At 70.5% G+C, this 20,545-nt stretch carries 24 protein-coding genes; 11 read left to right on the top strand and 13 right to left on the bottom strand.

Annotated features, from left to right (window positions below):
- Positions 1 to 25: 25 nt before the first annotated feature.
- On the bottom strand, positions 26 to 1,195 hold the full coding sequence (gene nadA / locus O7629_RS17355; RefSeq protein ID WP_278170372.1) for a quinolinate synthase NadA: 1,170 nt from the start codon (positions 1,193 to 1,195) through the stop codon (positions 26 to 28).
- 69 nt (positions 1,196 to 1,264) lie between these two features.
- Here nadA and O7629_RS17350 point away from each other — a divergent pair, with 69 nt between their 5' ends.
- From O7629_RS17350 to O7629_RS17340, 3 genes are all read left to right on the top strand, one after another.
- Complete coding sequence (locus O7629_RS17350) at positions 1,265 to 2,431, top strand: glycerate kinase (RefSeq protein WP_278170371.1); 1,167 nt, start codon at positions 1,265 to 1,267, stop codon at positions 2,429 to 2,431.
- 167 nt (positions 2,432 to 2,598) lie between these two features.
- Complete coding sequence (erpA, locus tag O7629_RS17345; protein WP_278170370.1) at positions 2,599 to 2,967, top strand: iron-sulfur cluster insertion protein ErpA; 369 nt, start codon at positions 2,599 to 2,601, stop codon at positions 2,965 to 2,967.
- 173 nt (positions 2,968 to 3,140) lie between these two features.
- Positions 3,141 to 4,118 carry a carbohydrate kinase family protein gene (locus tag O7629_RS17340; protein WP_278170369.1) on the top strand — a complete coding sequence of 326 codons (978 nt, stop codon included), beginning with the start codon at positions 3,141 to 3,143 and terminating at the stop codon, positions 4,116 to 4,118.
- 181 nt (positions 4,119 to 4,299) lie between these two features.
- Here the strand turns inward: O7629_RS17340 and O7629_RS17335 are convergent, their stop codons facing one another.
- Complete coding sequence (locus tag O7629_RS17335; RefSeq protein ID WP_278170368.1) at positions 4,300 to 4,548, bottom strand: Scr1 family TA system antitoxin-like transcriptional regulator; 249 nt, start codon at positions 4,546 to 4,548, stop codon at positions 4,300 to 4,302.
- A gap of 54 nt (positions 4,549 to 4,602) precedes the next feature.
- Here O7629_RS17335 and O7629_RS17330 point away from each other — a divergent pair, with 54 nt between their 5' ends.
- Positions 4,603 to 4,866 (top strand): hypothetical protein, encoded by a 264-nt coding sequence (locus tag O7629_RS17330; protein ID WP_278170367.1) that lies wholly within the window; start codon positions 4,603 to 4,605, stop codon positions 4,864 to 4,866.
- 9 nt (positions 4,867 to 4,875) lie between these two features.
- Here O7629_RS17330 and O7629_RS17325 read toward each other — a convergent pair whose 3' ends face one another.
- Positions 4,876 to 5,481, bottom strand: coding sequence for a class I SAM-dependent methyltransferase (locus O7629_RS17325; RefSeq protein WP_278170366.1), 606 nt, complete (start codon positions 5,479 to 5,481; stop codon positions 4,876 to 4,878).
- 167 nt (positions 5,482 to 5,648) lie between these two features.
- Here O7629_RS17325 and O7629_RS17320 point away from each other — a divergent pair, with 167 nt between their 5' ends.
- Complete coding sequence (locus O7629_RS17320; protein WP_278170365.1) at positions 5,649 to 6,809, top strand: IS30 family transposase; 1,161 nt, start codon at positions 5,649 to 5,651, stop codon at positions 6,807 to 6,809.
- Between the two features lie 102 nt (positions 6,810 to 6,911).
- On the opposite strand, the gene O7629_RS17315 is transcribed toward O7629_RS17320, so the two are convergent.
- Both O7629_RS17315 and O7629_RS17310 read right to left on the bottom strand, forming a co-directional pair.
- Entirely contained in the window at positions 6,912 to 7,136 is a 225-nt protein-coding gene (locus O7629_RS17315) for a sulfurtransferase TusA family protein (RefSeq protein ID WP_278174566.1), read from the bottom strand.
- A 62-nt stretch (positions 7,137 to 7,198) separates the two neighbouring features.
- Positions 7,199 to 8,512: an aminotransferase class V-fold PLP-dependent enzyme gene (locus O7629_RS17310; protein ID WP_278170364.1), complete on the bottom strand. Its 1,314-nt coding sequence runs from the start codon at positions 8,510 to 8,512 to the stop codon at positions 7,199 to 7,201.
- 119 nt (positions 8,513 to 8,631) lie between these two features.
- On the opposite strand from O7629_RS17310, the gene coxB reads away from it, so the two are divergent.
- Together coxB and O7629_RS17300 are read left to right on the top strand one after the other, a co-directional pair.
- Entirely contained in the window at positions 8,632 to 9,507 is an 876-nt protein-coding gene (coxB, locus tag O7629_RS17305; RefSeq protein ID WP_278174565.1) for a cytochrome c oxidase subunit II, read from the top strand.
- Positions 9,508 to 9,516: 9 nt separating this feature from the next.
- Positions 9,517 to 9,942 carry a cytochrome c oxidase subunit 4 gene (locus O7629_RS17300; protein ID WP_278170363.1) on the top strand — a complete coding sequence of 142 codons (426 nt, stop codon included), beginning with the start codon at positions 9,517 to 9,519 and terminating at the stop codon, positions 9,940 to 9,942.
- A 33-nt stretch (positions 9,943 to 9,975) separates the two neighbouring features.
- Here O7629_RS17300 and O7629_RS17295 read toward each other — a convergent pair whose 3' ends face one another.
- The 5 genes from O7629_RS17295 to O7629_RS17275 form a co-directional block, all read right to left on the bottom strand.
- Positions 9,976 to 10,119, bottom strand: a complete 144-nt coding sequence (locus O7629_RS17295; RefSeq protein ID WP_278170362.1) for a hypothetical protein — start codon at positions 10,117 to 10,119, stop codon at positions 9,976 to 9,978.
- Between the two features lie 90 nt (positions 10,120 to 10,209).
- Positions 10,210 to 11,448, bottom strand: a complete 1,239-nt coding sequence (locus tag O7629_RS17290; RefSeq protein WP_278170361.1) for a glycosyltransferase family 2 protein — start codon at positions 11,446 to 11,448, stop codon at positions 10,210 to 10,212.
- Between the two features lie 186 nt (positions 11,449 to 11,634).
- A complete protein-coding gene (trpD, locus tag O7629_RS17285; RefSeq protein ID WP_278170360.1) occupies positions 11,635 to 12,717 on the bottom strand; it encodes an anthranilate phosphoribosyltransferase in 1,083 nt (360 codons plus the stop codon).
- A 97-nt stretch (positions 12,718 to 12,814) separates the two neighbouring features.
- Positions 12,815 to 13,222, bottom strand: coding sequence for a hypothetical protein (locus O7629_RS17280; RefSeq protein WP_278170359.1), 408 nt, complete (start codon positions 13,220 to 13,222; stop codon positions 12,815 to 12,817).
- 73 nt (positions 13,223 to 13,295) lie between these two features.
- Positions 13,296 to 14,201, bottom strand: a complete 906-nt coding sequence (locus tag O7629_RS17275; RefSeq protein ID WP_278170358.1) for a cytochrome c oxidase assembly protein — start codon at positions 14,199 to 14,201, stop codon at positions 13,296 to 13,298.
- A gap of 107 nt (positions 14,202 to 14,308) precedes the next feature.
- Between O7629_RS17275 and O7629_RS17270 the strand changes: the two genes are divergently transcribed.
- The 4 genes from O7629_RS17270 to O7629_RS17255 all read left to right on the top strand — a co-directional run bounded on the left by O7629_RS17270 (position 14,309) and on the right by O7629_RS17255 (position 18,612).
- Complete coding sequence (locus O7629_RS17270; RefSeq protein ID WP_278170357.1) at positions 14,309 to 14,908, top strand: heme-copper oxidase subunit III; 600 nt, start codon at positions 14,309 to 14,311, stop codon at positions 14,906 to 14,908.
- Positions 14,909 to 14,987: 79 nt separating this feature from the next.
- A complete protein-coding gene (locus O7629_RS17265) occupies positions 14,988 to 15,848 on the top strand; it encodes a cytochrome c (protein ID WP_278170356.1) in 861 nt (286 codons plus the stop codon).
- Positions 15,845 to 16,951, top strand: a complete 1,107-nt coding sequence (locus tag O7629_RS17260; protein WP_278170355.1) for a Rieske 2Fe-2S domain-containing protein — start codon at positions 15,845 to 15,847, stop codon at positions 16,949 to 16,951. The genes O7629_RS17265 and O7629_RS17260 overlap by 4 nt, the downstream gene beginning before the upstream one ends.
- The gene (locus O7629_RS17255) at positions 16,948 to 18,612 is read left to right on the top strand and encodes a ubiquinol-cytochrome c reductase cytochrome b subunit (RefSeq protein WP_278170354.1); all 1,665 of its coding nucleotides are present in this window, start codon (positions 16,948 to 16,950) and stop codon (positions 18,610 to 18,612) included. Before O7629_RS17260 ends, O7629_RS17255 begins: the two co-directional genes overlap by 4 nt.
- A gap of 125 nt (positions 18,613 to 18,737) precedes the next feature.
- On the opposite strand, the gene O7629_RS17250 is transcribed toward O7629_RS17255, so the two are convergent.
- The 3 genes from O7629_RS17250 to O7629_RS17240 are packed head-to-tail and all read right to left on the bottom strand — an operon-like array spanning position 18,738 to position 20,526.
- Positions 18,738 to 19,025, bottom strand: coding sequence for an Lrp/AsnC ligand binding domain-containing protein (locus O7629_RS17250; RefSeq protein WP_278170353.1), 288 nt, complete (start codon positions 19,023 to 19,025; stop codon positions 18,738 to 18,740).
- 56 nt (positions 19,026 to 19,081) lie between these two features.
- On the bottom strand, positions 19,082 to 19,942 hold the full coding sequence (locus O7629_RS17245; RefSeq protein ID WP_278170352.1) for an NTP transferase domain-containing protein: 861 nt from the start codon (positions 19,940 to 19,942) through the stop codon (positions 19,082 to 19,084).
- A complete protein-coding gene (locus O7629_RS17240; protein WP_278170351.1) occupies positions 19,939 to 20,526 on the bottom strand; it encodes an NUDIX domain-containing protein in 588 nt (195 codons plus the stop codon). The genes O7629_RS17245 and O7629_RS17240 overlap by 4 nt, the downstream gene beginning before the upstream one ends.
- Between the last annotated feature and the right edge of the window lie 19 nt (positions 20,527 to 20,545).

Genomic DNA, 20,545 nt, shown 5'->3' with positions numbered 1-20,545 from the left:
TATCCGATCCAGGGAGCCTGTCCGATCAGGGCAGTGCCAGCATCTGGTCCAACGCGACCCGGGCGAAATGCGCCGTACGCGCCTCGACCGTGATCTGGTTCGGCACCCGGCCGGCGACCAGCTCCTCCAACGCCCACACCAGGTGCGGCAGGTCGATCCGGTTCATCGTCGAGCAGTAGCAGACCGTCCGGTCCAGGAACATGACCTGCTTGTCCGGGTGGGCCAGCGCCAACCGGCGGACCAGGTTCAGCTCCGTGCCCACGGCCCACGCCGATCCGGCCGGGGCGGCCTCGATGGTCCGGATGATGTACTCCGTCGAGCCGATCTGGTCGGCGGCAGTGACCACCTCGTAGCGGCACTCCGGGTGGACCAGCACGTTGACCCCGGGCACCCGCATCCGCACCTCGTCGACGCTGCTGCGGGTGAACCGGCCGTGCACCGAGCAGTGCCCCCGCCAGAGCACCATCTTCGCCTCGCGCAACTGCTGCGCAGTCAGCCCACCACCGGGCTTGTGCGGGTCGTAGAGCACGCAGTCGTCGGCGTCGAGGCCCATCTCCAGCACCGCCGTGTTGCGGCCCAGATGCTGGTCCGGCAGGAACAGCACCCGCTGGCCGCGCTCGAACGCCCAGGTCAGGGCCCGCTTGGCGTTCGACGAGGTGCAGACCACCCCGCCGTTGCGGCCGACGAAGCCCTTGATGTCCGCCGACGAGTTCATGTACGTCACCGGCACCGTCGAGTCGGCCGCGCCCGCGTCGGCCAGCGCCTCCCAGGCGGTCTCCACCTGGCCGAGGGCCGCCATGTCCGCCATCGAACAGCCGGCGGCCAGATCCGGCAGCACCACCCGCTGCGCGTCGCCGGTCAGGATGTCCGCGCTCTCCGCCATGAAGTGCACACCGCAGAAGACGATGAACTCGGCCGACGGCCGTGCGGCGGCCTCCCTGGCCAGCTTGAACGAGTCGCCGGTGACATCGGCGAACTGGATGACCTCGTCGCGCTGGTAGTGGTGACCGAGCACGAAGACCCGGTCGCCGAGCGCCGCCTTGGCGGCGGTGGCCCGGGCGACCAGATCCGGATCGCTGGGTGCCGGGAGCTCACCCGGACAGTCGACGCCGCGCTCGCTGGCCGGGTCGCTGCCCCGACCGAGCAGCAACAGGGCGGTCGCGGTGCTGGAAGGCTCAACCCACGTCGAAGTCACGAGATCCATGCTCGCACAGGTCCGCCCGCCTGCGACCAGCCCAAGTGTGGCCTGCCACACTGCCAAACCATGCGGGTCCTGATCTGTCCGGACAAGTTCGCCGGCACCCTGCCCGCCGCCGAGGTGGCCGCCGCCGTCGCCACCGGGTGGCGGGACCGGGCGCCGACCGACGAACTGGTGCTGCGTCCGTTGTCCGACGGCGGTCCGGGATTCGTCGAGGTGCTGGCCGAGTCGACCGCCGGCCGGCGGGTCCCGGTACCGACGGTCGACCCACTCGGCCGACCGGTGCCGGGCGAGATCCTGCTGGTCGACGGCCCGGGGGCCGGGGGGACCGCGACCGCCGGCCCGACCGCGTACGTGGAGAGCGCCCAGGCGTGCGGGCTGCACCTGCTCGCCGAAGCCGAACGTGACCCGAAACACACCACCTCGTACGGCCTCGGGCTGCTGCTGGTCGCGGCGGTCGAACACGGTGCCCGTCGGGTGGTCGTCGGGCTCGGCGGGTCGGCCACCAACGACGCCGGTGCCGGCATGCTCACCGCGCTGGGGGTCACCCCGCTCGACGCCGCCGGCTACGCGCTGCCGTTCGGCGGCGCGGCCCTCGCCGGGGTCGACCGCCTCGACGGCGCACCCCGGCTGCGCGGAGTCGAGCTGGTCGCCGCGACCGACGTCGACAACCCGCTGACCGGGCTGCACGGGGCCAGCAACGTGTACGGGCCGCAGAAGGGTGCCGACCGGGCCGACGTACTGCTGCTCGACGCCGCGCTGCAACGGTTCGCCGGCACCCTGGTCGCGGAGCTGCCCGGCTGCCCGCCGGAGCTGGCCGCGCTACCCGGGGCCGGCGCCGCCGGTGGCATCGGTGCCGCGCTGCTCGCCCTCGGCGGGCGGTGCGAGTCCGGCATCGACCTCGTCACCGCGCTGATCGGGCTGCCCGCCGCGCTGGACGCCGCCGACCTGGTGATCACCGGGGAAGGGTCGTTCGACCACCAGTCACTGCGCGGCAAGGTGGTCGCCGGGGTGGCCGGCGCGGCCCGGGACCGGGGACTGCCCTGCGTAGTGCTCGCCGGCCAGGTGTCCACCGGCCGGCGGGAGTCGGCCGCGGCCGGCGTCACCGAGGCGTACGCCCTCGTGGACCACTTCGGCGGCGAGACCGGCGGTGGGCTGGCGCAGGCACTGGCCCGGCCGGCGGACGGGCTGCGCGGGATCGCCGCCCGGCTGGCCGGCCAGTGGAGCCGCTGACGGCGTGCCGGCGGCTGTGGGACGGTGAGTTCCTGGTGATCTTCCGGATGGTGGGATGCGCGGCGGATCACGTACGGATTGTGGCCACCCGGATTGGGAATCGTGGCCCGGCCGGTTAGCGTTACCTGATACGGACGAATTCGCACCGTCGCAGGGGAGACCTTCACGTGAGCACATCAGCGCAGTCCGAAACGGCCGAGACCGCCGCCTCGACCACCGTCGTCCTCACCGACGTGGCGGCCGAGAAGGTCAAGGCACTGCTCGACCAGGAAGGCCGCGACGACCTGCGGCTGCGGGTCGCCGTACAGCCCGGCGGCTGCTCCGGCCTGCGGTACCAGCTGTTCTTCGACGAGCGGTCGCTCGACGGGGACATCGTCGACGACTTCGGTGGCGTCGAGGTCGTGGTGGACCGGATGAGCGCCCCGTACCTGACCGGCGCGAAGATCGACTTCGCGGACCGGATCGACGCGCAGGGTTTCACCATCGACAACCCGAACGCGCAGAACTCCTGCGCCTGCGGCGACTCCTTCCACTGATCCGATCGGTCCTTTCGGTGCCGTCCGGGGCAGACGTCAGTCCGGCCCTGGGCGGCAGTCGGTCGGTTGTGCGCTGAACGTGCATAGTTGAGACAGGTACGGGTTCCGGTGGCTCCCGTCCCGGTAAGCTGGCCCGCGCACGATTTCCGTACCCCCGACACCCGAGGGCCCTCATGAAGATCGCCGTCACCGGCTCGATCGCCACCGACCATCTGATGCACTTTCCCGGCCGGTTCGCCGGCCAGCTGATCGCCGATCAGCTGGACAAGGTGTCCCTGTCGTTCCTCGTCGACGACCTGGTCGTCCGCCGGGGCGGGGTGGCGGCGAACATCGCCTTCGGGATGGCCCAGCTCGGTCTGCGCCCGGTGCTGCTCGGCGCGGTCGGCGCCGACTTCGCCGACTACCGTTCCTGGCTGGAGCGCCACGGCGTCGACTGCGACTCGGTGCATGTCAGCGAGTTGGCGCACACGGCGCGCTTCGTCTGCACCACCGACGACGACCTGTGCCAGATCGCGTCCTTCTACGCCGGTGCGATGAGCGAGGCCCGCAACATCGAGTTGGCGCCGGTCGCCGCCCGGGTGGGTGGCCTTGAACTGGTGCTGGTCAGCGCCAACGACCCCGAGGCGATGCTGCGGCACTCCGCCGAGTGCCGGGCCCGGGGCTACCGGTTCGCTGCCGACCCGTCGCAGCAGCTGGCCCGGATGAGCGGCGAGGACGTCCGGCAGCTGATCGACGGCGCCGAGTACCTGCTGACCAACGAGTACGAGCGGTCGCTGCTGGAGAGCAAGGTCGGCCTCACCGGCGACCAGGTGCTCGACCTGGTGTCGGTACGGGTCACCACGCTCGGCGCCGACGGGGTGGAGATCACCGGCCGGGGCATCGAGCGGATCCACGTACCGGTGGCCCGCGACGTGGTCGCCGACGACCCGACCGGTGTCGGTGACGGCTTCCGCGCCGGCTTCTTCGCCGCCCTCGGCTGGGGCCTCGGCCTGGAACGCGCCGCGCAGGTCGGCTGCCTGCTCGCCGCGCTGGTGCTGGAGACCACCGGACCGCAGGAGTACGCCGTCAAGCCGGACCTCTTCCTCAAGCGGCTCGCCGACTCGTACGGCGACACCGTCGCCGACGACGTCCGCGCCCACCTGCCGGCCTGACAAACTGCTTGCACCGCCGGCCGCGCCGTCTACCGGCTCGCCCACCCGCCCGCTCGCCTCGCAACAGCGTTGGCCCGCGCACTCACGACAGCGTCGGTGGCCAAGATCAGGTGAGCGCCATGGACCTCACCTCGCGGTTGAGACGTCCACAGCGCTCACCTGATCTTGATCTCTGCTCAGCTCACCCCGCCTTCGACCACCGGTTCAGCTCTGTCTGAAGACAGTTGAGCGTCTCGGCGGGCGGGAGCGCGAGCTCGCGAAGGTTGTCGGCGACCCACTGGTACGTGCGGACCCGATCGAGGTCATGTACGAATACGGCGTCGTCGAGAAGCTCCGTGTATGCCACCGGCCGGATGCCGTGACCGAACTCGAGTAGTGCGAACTGCCCAATGGCGCTGGCCTGATGCGGGCCGTCCTCGGGCCGCAGCAACTGAAGGAGGCTGCTATGGGGCTCGACGAGGTAGGACGTCAGTCGGAGACGCCTGTGAGTGTCCGGCAGATGATGACAGAGCAGGCGTCCGAGCAGGTGCCGGCGCGCTTCGCGATCTGTGCGGAGACCGAGGCCGGCGAGGACGGTGGAGTGCTCGGCTGGGGACTGGCGTTCGACGACGAAGCCGTGGTCGTACCGACCAACGGCGGCCTGCCCAACCCGTTCAGCGGTGTCAAGGCAGCACTGCGGATGTACGGGATGGTCCGCCCCGTACAGCTGGTGTGGGTCGACCCGCCCGACGGTCGCCAGCTGACCTGACCGGCGGGGTCAGGCCGGTCGCAGCACCGCGACCAGGAAATCGGAGTCGTCGCGGTACGGGCGCAGGTCCCAGGTCGCCAGCAGCAGATCCTCGACCAGATCGGCGGCGTGCGTGTCGGCCAGGAAGTCGGTGACCGGATAGCCCCGGTCGGTGCCGAACCCGACCGCGATCCGGCCACCGTCGCGCAGGTGCAGCCGCATCCGGCGCAGCACCTCCCGGCGGGTGTCCGGAGCCAGGAACGTCATGACGTTGCCGGCGCTGACGATCGCGTCGAAGCCGTCGGTGATGCCCTGTGCGGGCAGGTCCAACCCGGCCAGGTCGCCGACCAGCCACCGCGGGCCCGGGTGGTCCTGCCGGGCGGCGTCGATCAGCACCGGGTCCAGGTCGACGCCGACGACGTCGTGACCAGCGGCGGCCAGAGCCGCGCCGACCCGGCCGGGACCGCAGCCGGCGTCCAGCACCCGTGCCGTACGCGGCAGCATCGCGTCGACCAGCCGGGCCTCGCCGTCGAGGTCGGCACCGTCGCGGGCCAGTGACCGGAACCGGTCGACGTACCACTGTGAGTGCCCAGGGTTGGACTCCAGCAGCTTGCTCCACCCGTTCTGCGCGCTCACGCCCGCCATCCTCGCACGCACCTCTTCGACCCGAGCATGACGTTCGTTACCTGTAGCGTGCGCGGGCGGCCGACCCTCTGGACACGCCGATGTGAGGCTGAGATACCTAACCTGCGCCTCGGGTTCAAGGGGTCGTCGCAACACCTGAGTTGATCAAGGGAGTTGCGATGTCTAGATCACTGCCCCGGTTCCGGCGGGTCGCGTTCTGGGACGCGGTCCGGGCGGGTATGTCGAACGAGGAGGCGGGACGACACGCCGGGGTCACTCATCCCACTGAGCTGCGGTGGTTCGCCGAGGCTGGTGGGGTGAAGAGCAACGGACCTCGGGCGGCGTCGGGCCGCTACCTGTCGTTCGATGAGCGGGAGGAGATCGCCCTGGCCTTGGCGCGGGGCGAGTCGCAGCGGTCGATCGCGACCCGGTTGGGTCGCTCGCCGTCGACGATCTGTCGGGAGGTCACCCGCAACAAGGGTTGGCGGGGCCCCTATCGGGCCGGACCTGCCGAGAAGATGACCAGGCAACGGGCAAGACGGCCGAAGGTCGCGAAGCTGGCCGCCGACGAGCGGCTACACATGGTGGTGCAGCACTGGTTGACGTTGCGGTGGTCACCGGAGCAGATCAGTCTGCGGCTGGTGGCCGCGTTCCCCGACGATGAGAGCATGCGGGTTTCACCGGAGACGATCTACCAGTCGTTGTACGTGCAGGGCCGGGGCGCGTTGCGGCGGGAACTGGCGGCGTGTCTGCGCACGGGGCGGGCGTTGCGGCGGCCGCGTCGGCGTGAGCGTGAGCGGCGGGGCCGGTTGTCGGACATGGTCAACATTCGGGACCGGCCGGCGGAGGTCGCTGACCGGGCGGTGCCCGGACATTGGGAGGGCGACCTGATCATCGGCCGTAACGGGGCGTCGGCGATCGGGACGTTGGTGGAGCGGTCGACCCGGTTCTGCATGCTGCTGCACCTGCCCGACGGGCGCGACGCGGTGCAGGTGCGGGATGCGTTGATCGCGGCGATCCGGACAATGCCCGAGCAGTTGCGGCGGTCGGTGACGTGGGACCAGGGCCGGGAGTTGGCCCGCCACGTCGAGGTGTCGATCGCTGCCGGGATCGACATCTACTTCTGCGATCCGCACTCGCCGTGGCAGCGGGGCAGCAACGAGAACACCAACGGGTTGCTGCGGCAGTACTTCCCGAAGGGCACCGACCTTTCTGTCCACAGTGCCGAGCATCTCGCCGCTGTCGCCGCCGAGTTGAACGGACGCCCCCGCAAGACACTCGGCATCCGCACCCCCGCCGAGGCCCTCGCCGAGCTACTATCAGCCCCGTCAGCAGCATAAACACCCACTGTTGCGACGACCGGTTGAATCCGCCCGCGTCGTAAGGTATCTCAGCCTCACATCGGTGGCGCCACCGTCCGCGCAGTGGGTGCGGCGGACAGCTCAGCTGGTGCGGCGGACGTCGAAGGCGGGGGAGCCGGCGACGGTCGACGCGGCGACGAACTCCTGATTGCGGATCCGGCACCAGGCCGGGATGTCCAGGGCGGCCGCCGGATCGTCGGCCAGCACCCGGACCACCGACCCGACCGGCAGCTGTGGCAGCCGCCGGGCCAGCGCGATCACCGGCAGCGGGCAGCGCTGCCCCAGACAGTCGAGAGTCTCCGCCACCTCGCTACCAGGTGGCTGCGCCGTCTCGCAGCCGGAGGGCTGCGGTGCCGCGCCGTCGCCGGTCACAGGCCGACCACTCCGGCCTCGGCCCGCAGGTCGGCCACCACCTGCGGCAACTCGGCCAGGAACCGGTCCACCTCGGCCTCGGTGGTGTCCCGGTGCAGCGAGACCCGGACGTTGCCGTGCGACAGCACCCCCATCGCCTCCAGCACGTGTGACGGGCGCAGCGTCGACGACGTACACGACGAGCCGGAGGAGACTGCGAAGCCGCGCCGGTCCAGTGCGTGCAGCAGCGCCTCACCGTCGACGTAAAGGCAGGAGAAGGTGACCAGGTGCGGCAGCCGGTCGGTCGGGTCGCCGACCACCTCCACGTCCGGCACCGTCGCGGCCACCGTCGCGCGGATCCGGTCCACCAGCGCCGACAACCGGGCGGCCTGCGCGTGCGCCTCGGCGGCCGCCGCGCGCAGCGCCGCCGCCGACGCGACCACCGCCGGCAGGTTCACCGCTCCGGGCGTACGGCCGAACTCCCGCTCATCGGCCGGGTAGGGCGACTCCCACCGGGTGCCCTTGCGGACCACCAGCACCCCGACGCCCGGCAGCCCGCCCCACTTGTGGGCGCTGGCCGTCAGCACCGACCAGCCGTCGGGCACCGGCACCCGACCCACCGACTGGGCGGCGTCGACGTACAGCGGCACCCCGTGCGCGGCGCACACCCGGGCCGCCTCGGCGACCGGTTGGACCGTACCCACCTCGTGGCTGGCGCTGATCAGTGCGGCGAACGCCACACCCGGCCGGCACACCGCCGCCGACCAGACGGCCAGGTCGATCCGGCCGAGCCGGTCCACCGGCACCGACACCGCCTCGCCGCCGTCGGCGGTGTGCCGCTGCCCGGCGTGCAGCACCGCCGAATGTTCGACCGCCGAGTGCACCAGGGTGTGCCCGACCCGCCGTCGCCCGGCGAGACCGCCGAGGACGGCGGCGTGCGCGGCGACCGTACCGCTGGGTGTGAAGGAGATCTCGTCGGTGCGAACCCGCAGCACGTCGGCGGTGACCTCCCGGGCCGCGTCGAGGAGCTGACCGGCCCGGCGGGCCCGGGTGTACAGCTTGGCCGGGTCGGCCCAGCCGTCGGTCAGCGCCGCCGACAGCGCCTCCCGGGCGACCGGGTGCAGCGGTGCGGCGGTCGCGGCGTCGAGATAGTCCACAGCCGTCGACGGTACCGGCCGTGGGCTGGCCCGCCGGTGGTCGTGGCGGGTGACAAACCAGACCCCACGCCGATGGTGACCTGTCGGGTCGAGTAATCTGCGACCGTCGGTGACGCCTTTGATCGCCGATGTCGTCACGCGTGGCCAGGTCGTTCCGGTTGCCACAGGTGGCATCGGTGGCACCGCGAGGGAGGCAGGACCAGGTGGTCGCAAGCGATTCAGCAGGGCAGCCGTCGGCCGACGGCCGGCAGCCGACGCGCGCACGGCGCGGGCCCGGCCGGCGGCAGCTCCGGTTGCGGGCCGTCGAGCTCGGTCTCGGCGGCGCGGCACTGCTCACCCTGCTTACTGGCTGCGACGTCGGGGCTGCGTTCGGCGGCTTCGGCTGGCCGCAGGGCATCACCCCGCAGGCCCACCGGATGTACGACCTGTGGATCGCCTCGGTGATCGCGGCGCTCGCGGTCGGCGTCTTCGTCTGGGGCCTGATCTTCTGGTGCATCATCCGGTACCGCAAGCGCGGTGACCAGTTGCCGGTGCAGACCCGGTTCAACATGCCGATGGAGTTCCTCTACACCATCGCGCCGATCCTGGTCGTGTCGGTGCTGTTCTACTACACGGCTGTGGTGCAGACCGACGTCGACCGGCTCAGCGAGGACCCGGACGTCACCGTCGAGGTCGTCGCGTTCAAGTGGAACTGGCAGTTCAACTACCGTGACGGGGTAGGCGAGGACGCCAACACGGTGGCGTCGACGGTCGGTTCGTCCGACATCATCCCGGTGCTGGTGGTGCCGTCGGAGCGGACCATCCGGTTCGAGGAGACCAGCACCGACGTGATCCACTCGTTCTGGGTACCGGAGCTGCTGTTCAAGCGGGACGTCTTCCCGGGCAGCATCCGCAACCAGTTCGAGGTGACCATCGAACAGAACGGCGCCTACGTCGGCCGGTGCGCCGAGCTGTGTGGCACGTACCACTCGATGATGAACTTCGAAATGCGGGTGGTCGACCCGGAGCAGTACGACCAGTTCATCGCGGCGAAGCAGGCCGGTAGTTCGACGCCGGACGCGCTGGCCGCGATCGGGGAGGATCCGTACGCGGTGACGACCTTCCCGTTCGATACCAAGCGTGACGCGCAGAACTTCGGGAACGCGAGCGCCCAGGGCGCGGGAAGCTGAGGGCCGGTCATGAAGACCGAGTGGCGACTGTTCGGCATCGTCGCGGCGTTCCTGCTCGTCGTGTCCGGTGTCTACCCGGCGTGGACCTACGGGCAGCTCGGGCACGTCGAGTGGATCGGCACCACGGCGCTGATCCTGTCCTTCCTGCTCTGCACGATGTGTGGCGGCTTTTTCTGGTTCGTGTCGCGCCGGATCGATCTGCGCCCCGAGGACCGGCCGGACGCTGAGATCTCCGACGGAGCGGGCGAGGTCGGCTTCTTCAGCCCGGGCAGCTACTGGCCGTTCGGGGTGGCACTGGCCGCTACCATCGCCGGTCTCGGCCTGGTCTTCTGGCAGTGGTGGCTGCTCATCTTCGGGCTGCTCTCGGTGATCGCCACTGCGGCCGGGTTGCTGTTCGAGTACTACACCGGCACCCGGCGTACCGCCGAGCACTGAGCTGACCGTCGCCCGCTCCGGCTGAGCCGGTAGTCACCGGTTGTTGCGGCGGCGCAGCTTCGCGCCCCAGCCGGCGACGGCGACCAGCGCCGTACCGATGGCGAGGGAGATCGCGCCGACCAGCCCGACGGCTGCGGCCGGTGCTCCGGTGACTGGAAGGTCCTGACTCGCGGACATTTTGCCTCCTGAGGCGTTCGAGGTGGTTCAGGGCGTGCTGACTGGTTCAGGGTCCTGCTGGACGGGTTCAGGGTCTTCTGTCGACGGCTTTCACGGTGTGACGGCTGCCGGGGTGGCGGCTGTGGCGGCGGCTGCCGGGGTGCCGATTCGCTCCGGCGAGGACCAGACGCAGCGGTCAACGGTGGGTCGGCGTACGGCCTTGACCGCCGCGTGGACGAAGATCACCCGGTAGATCACGTCGGCGACCATGATCAGCGGCAGCATGAGCAGCAGTTGCGGGTGCCGTAGCCGCCAGGCGGCCAGTGCCACCCAGACACCCTGACCGGCAGCGAGTAGCAGCAGTCCGGGCAGCAACCCCGGTCCGGCGGTGGCCAGCACCCACACGGTGAGCGGGGCGCCCGCCACGTACAGCACCCAGTGCAGGATCAGCAGCAGGTACGCGTAGTCGAAGGTGCTGACCTGCCGCCCCACCCGGTGACCGAGGATGCCCTGGAAAGTGCCCCAGAGCCAGCGCAGATTCTGCTTGTACCAGTCGCGTAGTGAGGTCGGGTCCTGCAACAGCGCGGTGGCCCGGGGTGCGTAGACGACCCGGCCCAGGTCGCGGCGGTGGGTCTCCAGCACCCAGTAGGTGTCGTCGACGATGTACGGCGGCTGCTGCGGCAACACCCGGTCGAGCAGTTCCACCCGGTACAGCGAGTTGGAGCCGGAGATGCAGTTCATCACGTTGAAGTGGCTCTGGATCCGGCGCAGAAACAGCTGGTAGTTCCAGTAGCTGTAGGCCCGCTTGGCCAGCCATGGATTCCACCGGTGCTCGCGCGGCCACCAGGTGACGTTGTGCCCGACCGCGATCGCCACCTGGTCGGTCATGGTGGCCAGCGCCTCGGTGACGAAGTTCTCGGCGATGATCACATCGTCGTCGAGGATCGCCACCGCCCGGAACCGTGCGCCGAGCTGGAAGTGCCGGTATCCGGCGTGCAGCGCGGCCGGTTTGCCGACGTTGGTGGCCAGGTCCAGCACCTCGGCGCCGGCCTGGGCCGCGCGGCGGGCAGTGTCGTCGGTCGAGGCGTCGGAGACGACGAAGACCGGTGCCCCGGTACGGCGGGCCGCCGCCACTGCGGCGGCGATGGTGCCGGCGCCGTTGCGGCAGGCGACGAGGATAGCCACCTGATCGTGGCGTACCGGGCCGTACCGGGGGTGGTTGGCGCGGCGTGCCCGGGCGGCGCGGTGGACCCGCTCCGGGCGCAGCAGGCCGTAGCCGAAGGCGACCAGCAGGGAGACGAGGAAGAGACCGCCGAGGACGACCAGTGCGGTGAGGAAGATCCGCAGCATCGCTGACCTCAAGGGGGGAGGGGGCGGGGGGCGCCGCACCCTTGCGGTCAGTGATTACGCTACGTCATCGAATCTGCGGATAAAAGGGGCAAAGCTGGGAATATTAAGGTAAATTGCTGGGAGAATGTCACTGTTTGCTCACCGGTCCCGGCGACCACATCCGGCTCAGCCGCTGGGCGTCGCGACTCAGCCGGTGGTGGTACCCGCAGCCGACTGGGCCACCTGGACCCACCGGTCCAGCAGCGCGGCGGCCGCGCCGCTGTCCACCGCCTCGGCGGCCCGGCCCAACTGTGCCCGCATCGTCTCCAGCGGCTCGTCAACCGGCGCGGCGCCGGTCTGTACCGCCTGAGCGGTCAGCGCCGCTGCGGCGTTGGCCAGCACCGCGTCCCGGACCGGACCGGTCTGGCCGGCGAGTAGCCGCCGGGTGACATCGGCGTTGAAGGCGGCGTCCCCGCCACGGAGATCGCCGGGGGCGCTGCGGGCGACCCCCAGGTCCTCGGCGGCGTCCACGACCATTTCCCGGACCCCGCCGTCGGCGGCGAACCAGACCCTGGTCGGGGCGGCGGTGCTGAGCTCGTCCAGCCCGTCCTCACCCCGCATCACCAGCGCGGTGTCGCCCCGGCTGGCGAACACCTGCGCCATCACCGGCGCCATCCGGGTGTCGAAACAGCCGATCGCCCCGGCCCGGGGCCGGGCCGGGTTGGTCAGCGGGCCGAGGAAGTTGAACACGGTCGGTACGCCGATCTCCCGCCGGGTCGTCCCGGTGTGCCGCATCCCCGGGTGGTACCGGGCGGCGAAGCAGAAACCGATGCCGACCTCGGCCACGCACCGGGCCACCCCTTCGGGCCCCAGGTCGAGCGGGATACCGAAGTGCTCCAGCAGGTCGGCCGCGCCGCACGAGGACGAGGCCGCCCGGTTGCCGTGCTTGACCACCCGGGCACCGGCGGCCGCCGTGACGATCGCGGCCATGGTGGAGATGTTCACCGTGTGGGCCCGGTCCCCGCCGGTGCCGACGACGTCCACCGTCTCCGCGCGCAGTCCGTCCGGCAGACCGACCGGCACCGCGTTGGCGAGCATCGACTCCACCAGCCCGACCAGTTCGGCCGACGTCTCACCCTTGGCCCGCAGGGCGACGGCGAAGCCGGCGATCTGCGCGGGTGTGGCGGAGCCCGTCATGATCTCGCCCATCGCCCAGGTGGTGTCGGCGGTGGAGAGCTGCTCGCCGGCGAGCAGCGCGTTGAGCAGATTCGGCCAGGACCGTTCACCCATGGGGCCTCTCCCAGATGCGATGGGGCGGTGCGGTGGGGGCGTGGGTGGTGCCGTGATGCGGTGCGGTGTAGCCGGTGCCGGTGCCGTGGTGCGCGGGTCAGGCGGCGGGCAGCTTGCCGGACCGGCCGCGCAGCATGCCGGCGACGGTCTGGCCGGTGGTCACCGGGTCGAGCGGGTGCATCAGGGTGGCGTCGACCTCGGCGAACGAGGCCAGCCAGCGATCGGCGGCGCGGGCGATCACCACGCAGGTCGGCGGCGCGTCGGCGCGGTCGTCCTTGATCTGCCGGGCGATACCGAGCCCGCCGCCGGGGGTGGCCTCACCGTCGAGCAGCATCAGGTCGATCTCGTACTCGTCAACCAGCCGGACGCACCCGGCGTAGTCGGACGCCTCGACGAACTCGACGGTCAGGTCGGTGGCGGGGCGGGTGCCGACGGCCAGCCGCATCCGGTCCCGTACCTGCGGGTCGTCGCTGTAGAGCAGGACGGTGTGCACGCGCTCGGTCATCTTCTCGCTCGACTCCCACCTCGTAGCTGCGCGCTGATCGTACCGTCCGTCCGGGTCGCGTCCGGCGAGCGGGTCAGTCGGCGGCGACCGCCGCGCGGGCCTGTCGCGCCTCCTGACGGTCGAGTTCCCGGTCGATGCGTCGGGCTTCCCGCTCGGACTGGCGCATCCACTGCACCACCAGCACGGCGAGCATGGTGACGCTGACGAACTCCCCGCCGGCCCACAGGACGCCGCCGGCCACCTCCTGGTCGGCCCACGGGTCGGCCCAGGTCAGCCCGAGCGACGGGTACCAGTCGCCGCCGAACAGGGTGCTGCTCTGCATGACGGTGAGCCCGAGCACGGTGTGGAACGGCACGGAGAGCACCATCAGCAGCGCCCGGGCCGGGTACGGCCAGCGGCCGGGCAGCGGGTCGAGCCCGACCAGCGGCCAGAAGAACAGGCAGCCGGTCATGATGAAGTGGGCGTGGACGAACTCGTGGGCGAGGCTGCTCTCCAGGGTCAACCGGTACAAATCAGTGAAATACAGCACAAACGGGTTTATGACAAACAGGCCGAAGGCGACCAGCGGGAAGGTGACCACTCGGGCGTACCTGCTGTGCAGGACGGCGAGCAGGCGGCGCCGCGGGTTGCCGGGCAGGGTGCGCAGCGCCAGGGTGACCGGTGCACCCAGCGCGAGGAAGATCGGCGCGATCATCGACAGCACCATGTGCTGGACCATGTGCACCGACAGCAGCGTGGTGTCGTAGGCGCCGATTCCGCTCACCGTGACGGCGGCGATGCCACCCAGTCCGGGGCCGAGGAACAGTACGGTGCGTGACACCGGCCAGCGGTCGCCGCGTAGCCGCAGCCGGTGCACCCCGTACAGGTAGAGGCCGGCGGCCACGACGAGTGCCAGCGCCAGCCAGTTGGTCAGCTGGATCTCGGTGAACAGGGCCGAGACCGTGAACGGCGGGACGGCCATCGCAGCGACATCTGCCACACGACGAGGCTAGGCCAGCGGCCTCGGTCGACGTTATCCGGCCCACCGGCGGGTCGGGTTTGCCACCCCGCCGTCCGTGGGCACTGACCGGCAGCAATAATGACCGCGTGACTGCGGCCCCAGCGATTGACAAGAGCCGGATCCACTCGCTGACCCGACCGAACATGGTCAGCGTCGGGACGATCGTGTGGCTCTCCAGCGAACTGATGTTCTTCGCGGCGCTGTTCGCGATGTACTTCTCCATCCGCGCGGCGGACTACAGCATGTGGGAGGAGCACACCCCAGAGCTGAACATCCCGTACGCGACGGTCTTCACCGCGATCCTGGTGGCCTCCTCGGTCACCTGCCAGATCGGGGTGTTCGCCGCAGAGCGGGGAGACGTGCACGCGCTGCGGCGGTGGTTCACGATCACCTTCGTGATGGGCCTGATCTTCCTGCTCGGCCAGGTCAACGAGTACCGGGAGCTGGTCCACCACGGCATCAAGATCAACGGTGACGGCTACGGCTCGGTGTTCTACCTCACCACCGGCTTCCACGGGCTGCACGTGGCGGGTGGCCTGGTCGCCTTCCTGATCTACATGGTCCGCACCACGATGGGGCGGTTCACCCCGGCCCAGGCCACCTCGGCCATCGTCGTGTCGTACTACTGGCACTTCGTCGACGTGGTCTGGATCGGCCTCTACTTCATGATCTACTGGCTGCAATGATCATCAAGCGGTCACTCACCGTGATGGTGCGGCGTCGTGCCGACCAGGCAGGTCGCAAAACCGACAAGGATTCAGGTCAATGACATCTGACACCCCCGCCGACCGGCGAGCCGACCGCGGACGTGGTCTCCTCGCCCGGCTGCGCAGCGGGCGGGCCACGCCGCGAGGCCGGGGCCGCCGTCGGCTGGGCACCGCGGTCCGGTTGCTCGCCGCGCTGTTCCTGGCCGGCGGTGCGTACACCGTCTTCGCCCCGGGCCTGCAGGCGCAGGACACCCCGCAGCTGTCCCAGGCGGCCGAGGACGGCAAGGCGCTGTTCGACCAGAGCTGCATCTCCTGCCACGGGCGCAACGCCCAGGGCGTCGAGGGACGCGGCCCCAGCCTGATCGGTGTCGGATCGGCGTCGGTGGAGTTCCAGGTCGGCACGGGCCGGATGCCGATGGCCCGGCAGGAGGCCCAGGCCGAGCGCAAGCCGGTGGTCTTCACCGAGGAGGAGATCCGCCAGCTCGGCCAGTACATCCAGGAGCTGGGCGGCGGCCCGCAGCTGCCGGACGGCGAGATGCTGCGTACCGGCGGTGACATCGCCGTCGGCGGTCACCTCTACCGGATCAACTGCTCGTCCTGCCACGCCTTCAGCGGCGGCGGCGGAGCGTTGTCCTCCGGCAAGTACGCACCGAGCCTGGATCCGGCCACCGACCGGCAGCTGTACGCCGCCATGCTGACCGGCCCGCAGAACATGCCGGTCTTCGGGGACAACCAGCTCACCCCCGAGCAGAAGCGCGACATCATCGCCTTCGTGCAGGAAGGGCTGAAGACCGACGGTGACCCCGGCGGGCTGGCCAACCTCGGCCGGTACGGTCCGGTGACCGAGGGCATCGCCATCTTCCTGGTCGGCATCACCGCGCTGGTCTTCGCCAGCCTGTGGATTGCGGGGAAGTCATGAGCACCGACATCGACACCACTCAGCAGCACCGCCAGCCGGCGCCGGTGAGCCTGGACGACCCTCGGCTGACGTCGTTCGACGTGCTGCGCGAGGGCGCCCGGCGCGACGACATCGAGATCGTCCACTACGAGCCGCCATTTCCGGTGCCCGGCACCAGGGCGGAACGGCGGATCAGCCGGTTCGTCGCCGGGCTGTTCCTGCTCGCCGGGCTCACCGCGACCGCGTTCCTGGTGGTGTACATCTGGTGGCCCTGGGAGTACGAACTCGGCACCGGGATCAGTAAGTTCTACACCCCGCTGCTCGGCGTCAGCCTCGGGCTGACCTTGCTGGCCATCGGCGTCGGCATCCTCACCTGGGGCAAGAAGCTGCTGCCCCACGAGGTGGCGATCCAGGACCGGCACGACGGCCCGTCCAGCCCGGACGACCGCAAGATCACCGGCGGCACGCTCACCTACATGGTGGACGAGCTCGGGGTGAAGCGCCGTCCGCTGCTCGGGGTGTCGCTGCTGGCCGGGTTGGCTCCGGTGGCCGCGGTCGCGGCCGCTCCGCTGGTCGGCGGCCTGATCCGGGATCCGCACACCGACAACCAGATGGCCACCACCGGCTGGGAGCCGGTCGAGACGGTCGGTGGCGGCACCGAGCTGGTCCGGCTGACCAGGGAGGACGGCTCGCCGATCCGGCCCGCGGACGTCAGCGTCGGTGGTCAGATGACGGTCTTCCCGGGGATTCCCGGCGGGCACACCAACCGGTACGCCGACTCGCCGACCCTGCTGATCCATCTGCGGCTGGACGACGCCCGGACCGCCCGGGAGAACAACGAGGCGGTGGGCAAGCCTGACTACATGTGGGGCAACTACATCGCGTACTCGAAGATCTGCACCCACGCGGGCTGCCCGGCGAGCCTGTACGAGCAGCAGACCAACCGGCTGCTCTGCCCCTGCCACCAGTCGCAGTTCCTGATCACCGACAACGCCAAGCCGGTCTTCGGCCCGGCCAGCCGTCGGCTGCCGCAGCTGCCCATCTCCGTCGACGACGAGGGCTTCTTCGTCGCCACCTCCGACTACACCGAGATCGTCGGACCCGACTTCTGGGAGCGGCCATGAAACGCCGTAAGTTCGACGCCCGGGCGCTGCCCGGCCAGGCCGCCGGGCAGCTCGACGACCGGTTCCAGGCCGCCACCCCGCTGCGCAAGCTGCTGAACAAGGTCTTCCCGGACCACTGGTCGTTCCTGCTCGGCGAGATCGCGCTCTTCTCGTTCGTCGTCGTCCTGCTCACCGGTGTCTACCTGACCTTCTTCTTCGACCCGTCGATGGAGGAGGTCGTCTACGACGGCAGTTACGCCCCGCTGCGCGGGATCCCGATGTCGGCGGCGTACGCGTCGACGCTGGACATCTCGTTCGACGTCCGGGGCGGCCTGATCATGCGGCAGATGCACCACTGGGGGGCGCTGCTGTTCATGGCGTCGATCGTGGTGCACATGCTGCGGGTGTTCTTCACCGGCGCGTTCCGCAAGCCGCGTGAGGCCAACTGGATCATCGGCTCGCTGCTGTTCTGGGTCGGCTTCCTCGCCGGCTTCACCGGCTACTCGCTGCCCGACGACGGCCTGTCCGGCACCGGGCTGCGGATCGCGTCGGCGATCATGCTGTCCATCCCGGTGATCGGGTCCTGGGTCACCTCGTCGATCTTCGGCGGCGAGTTCCCGGGCACGATCATCATCAGCCGGTTCTACATAGCCCACGTGCTGCTGATCCCCGGGCTGCTGGTGGCGCTGATCAGCGCCCACCTCGGCCTGGTCTTCAAGCAGAAGCACACCCAGTGGCCCGGCCCGGGACGGACCAACGACAACGTGGTCGGTGAGCGGATGTTCCCCCGCTACGCGATCAAACAGGGCGGCTTCTTCATGATCGTCTTCGGGGTGGTCGCCCTGATGGCGGGGGTCTTCCAGATCAACCCGGTGTGGCTGTTCGGCCCGTACGAGGCCGCCGTCGTCTCGGCGGCGAGCCAGCCCGACTGGTACGTCATGTTCCTGGACGGCTCCACCCGGTTGATGCCAGCCTGGGAGTTGACCATCCCGATCGGCGACGGGTACGTGATCCCGCCGCTGTTCTGGCCGACCGTGGTGCTGCCCGGCATCCTGGTCATGCTCTCCCTGGCGTACCCGTTCCTCGAAGCGCGGTACACGAAGGACAAGGCCAGCCACAACCTGCTGCAGCGGCCCCGGGACGTGCCGGCCCGGACCGCCGTCGGCGCGATGGCCGTCACCTTCTTCATCGTGCTGACCATCTCCGGCGGCAACGACGTGTTCGCCGACAAGTTCTTCATCAGCCTGAACGCGATGACCTGGGCCGGCCGGATCGGATTGATCCTGCTCCCGCCGTTGGCCTACTACGTCACCTACCGGATCTGTCTCGGTCTGCAGCAGCACGACCGGGAAGTGCTGGCGCACGGTGTCGAGACCGGCATCATCCGACGGCTGCCTGACGGCCGCTTCGTCGAAGTGCACCAGCCGCTGGGACCGACCGACGAGCACGGCCACGGCAAGCTGGAGTACGTCGGCTGGGTGGTGCCGAAGAAGATGAACCGGCTCGGCGCGCTCGGCCCGGCCGTCAAGGGCTTCTTCTTCCCGATCGAGAAGCCGGTGCAGGTCCCGCCGCCGGCGCATGTGGCAATCGACCCGGCCGAGGAACAGCCGGCTGATCTGCCGCCGGCCGACAAGGACAGGAAGACGGCCGACCGGGAGGAGATCAGCAGCGGCAGCCGCTGATCGTCCCGTACCACGACAGTTGTCCGCGCCCGCCGCCTCGCCGGTGGGCGCGGACAACTGTCCGTGCCCGCGTCCGGAGGATCAGCGCCGCCGGTCAGTCCGCGCTGGAAAGTCAGCAGCGCTGGTCAGTCGGCGTCGGCCAGCCCGATCGCGAAGGCCGCCTCCAGATCGTGCTGCGAGTAGGCGCGGAAGGCGATGTGCGACTCGGTGTTGAGTACACCCGGAACCTTCGAGATCCGTCCGGCGATCACGTCGGCGATCTGGTCGAACTGCCGCACCCGGACGATCGCGATCAGGTCCACGTGCCCGGCCACCGAGTAGACCTCGCTCACCCCGTCGAGACCGGCAAGCGCCTCGGCCACCTCCGGGATCGAGTCCGTGGCGCAGTCGATCAACACGATCGCAGTGATCACGCAGGTCCTCCGTCCCTCATCGGCGTCCGCCGCCGATGTTACTCAATAGTGAACGGTCAACCGGCGGACACCGTCAGATCGCTGCCCACCCGGATCGCGTCGGTCAGCTGTTCCCCGGCCGGCACCCGCGCGCCGGGCCACACCACCGAGCGGACCAACGTCCCCCGTACCACCGCCCCGGCGCCGACCACGGAATGGTCGACCGGGCCGGTCACCGTGGCCGACGGGTCGAGCAGGCTCCGACCACCTGCCGCGTGCAGATTGGCCGCGAGGTAGTCCGGTGGTGTCCCGGTGTCCAGGTAGGTACCCGGATAGTTGATCACCTGCAGCGCGCCGACGGCCTCCGCCGGCCGCCAGACGGTACGGACCAGTTCGCCGGGGGCGGCCGGTAGTTCGCTGACGTAGCGCCACGGCAGCAGCGAGAAGCCGGCGAACCGGTGCCCGTCGAAGCCGCCCTGAGCGGCCGGGTCGGTGAACCGCTTGCCCAGCAGCCGGACCGTCTCACCGTCCCAGCCGTGGAGCAGCGCAGCGATGTCCGGCCCGGGAGCCAGATCCGGATGGGCGAGGTAGCCGTCGACGTTGCCGACCAGTACGCCCCGGCCATCGATCCAGTCCCGTAGCCGGCCGATGCCGCCGGCGGTGCCCAACGGGTCTCCTGGCTCCACGGACAGCTGTGCCCGGTCTCCGACATGCGCCACCACCTGCCGGCCGAGGTAGCAGGCGTTGACCGCGACCGCCGCCGGCCCGGTGAAGCCGAGGGCGCCGACCCGGGCGAGTGCCCGGTCCAGCAGCGGTACGTTCCCGACCGGGCAGAGCGCCTTCGGGACGAGACCGGTCAACGGCCGCAGCCGGCGGCCCTCACCGGCGGCGAGGATCACTGCGCAGATCCGGTCCGGTCCGACCGCCGGTGCGCTCACCCCGGCTCCTGGCCCGCCGGCGGCTGCCCGGCCGCTGGCGGGCCGGTCTCCACTGGTACGTCGGTCTCCGCTGGCACGACGAGCGGCCCGATGCCGTAATGCGCCAGCAGCCGGGCGGTCGCCGGGGTCAGCCGGGGCAGGTCGTCGAGCCGGTGCCAGGCGGCTTCGTACACCTCGGCCCCGTCGACCACCAGTTGGGTTCGCGACGCTGCCACGGCGGCTTCGAAGACGACGTCCACCCAGCCCTTGGCGTGCACCACGGCGTTCGGTACCGCCGGGCGTAGCTGGTCCGGGGCCAGCCGGATGCCGGTCTCCTCGGCGAGCTCCCGGGCCGCGCCGACCACCGGCGCCTCGCGGTGTCGCAGCAGACCGGCGGGCAGCGTCCAGCCCCGGCCGGGTGGCTGGCGCAGCAGCAGTAGTCGGGCGGGTGCCGACGGATCGACTTCGGCATCGGTCACCAGCGTCACGGCGCCGACGATGTACTTCTGCACAGCGAGCCGGACCAACCGCCGACGGACCGGGTGCGGCAACCGGTAGAACACGCCGTACAACAGGGCGCGTGCGGGGGATCGGCGGGTGATCATATGGTTCAGGCTAGAGGTA

This window comes from Solwaraspora sp. WMMD792 (assembly GCF_029626105.1).
Lineage (GTDB): Bacteria > Actinomycetota > Actinomycetes > Mycobacteriales > Micromonosporaceae > Micromonospora_E.
The sequence above is the reverse complement of the archived record's forward strand: the minus strand, read 5'-3'. Positions and strand labels throughout refer to the sequence as shown.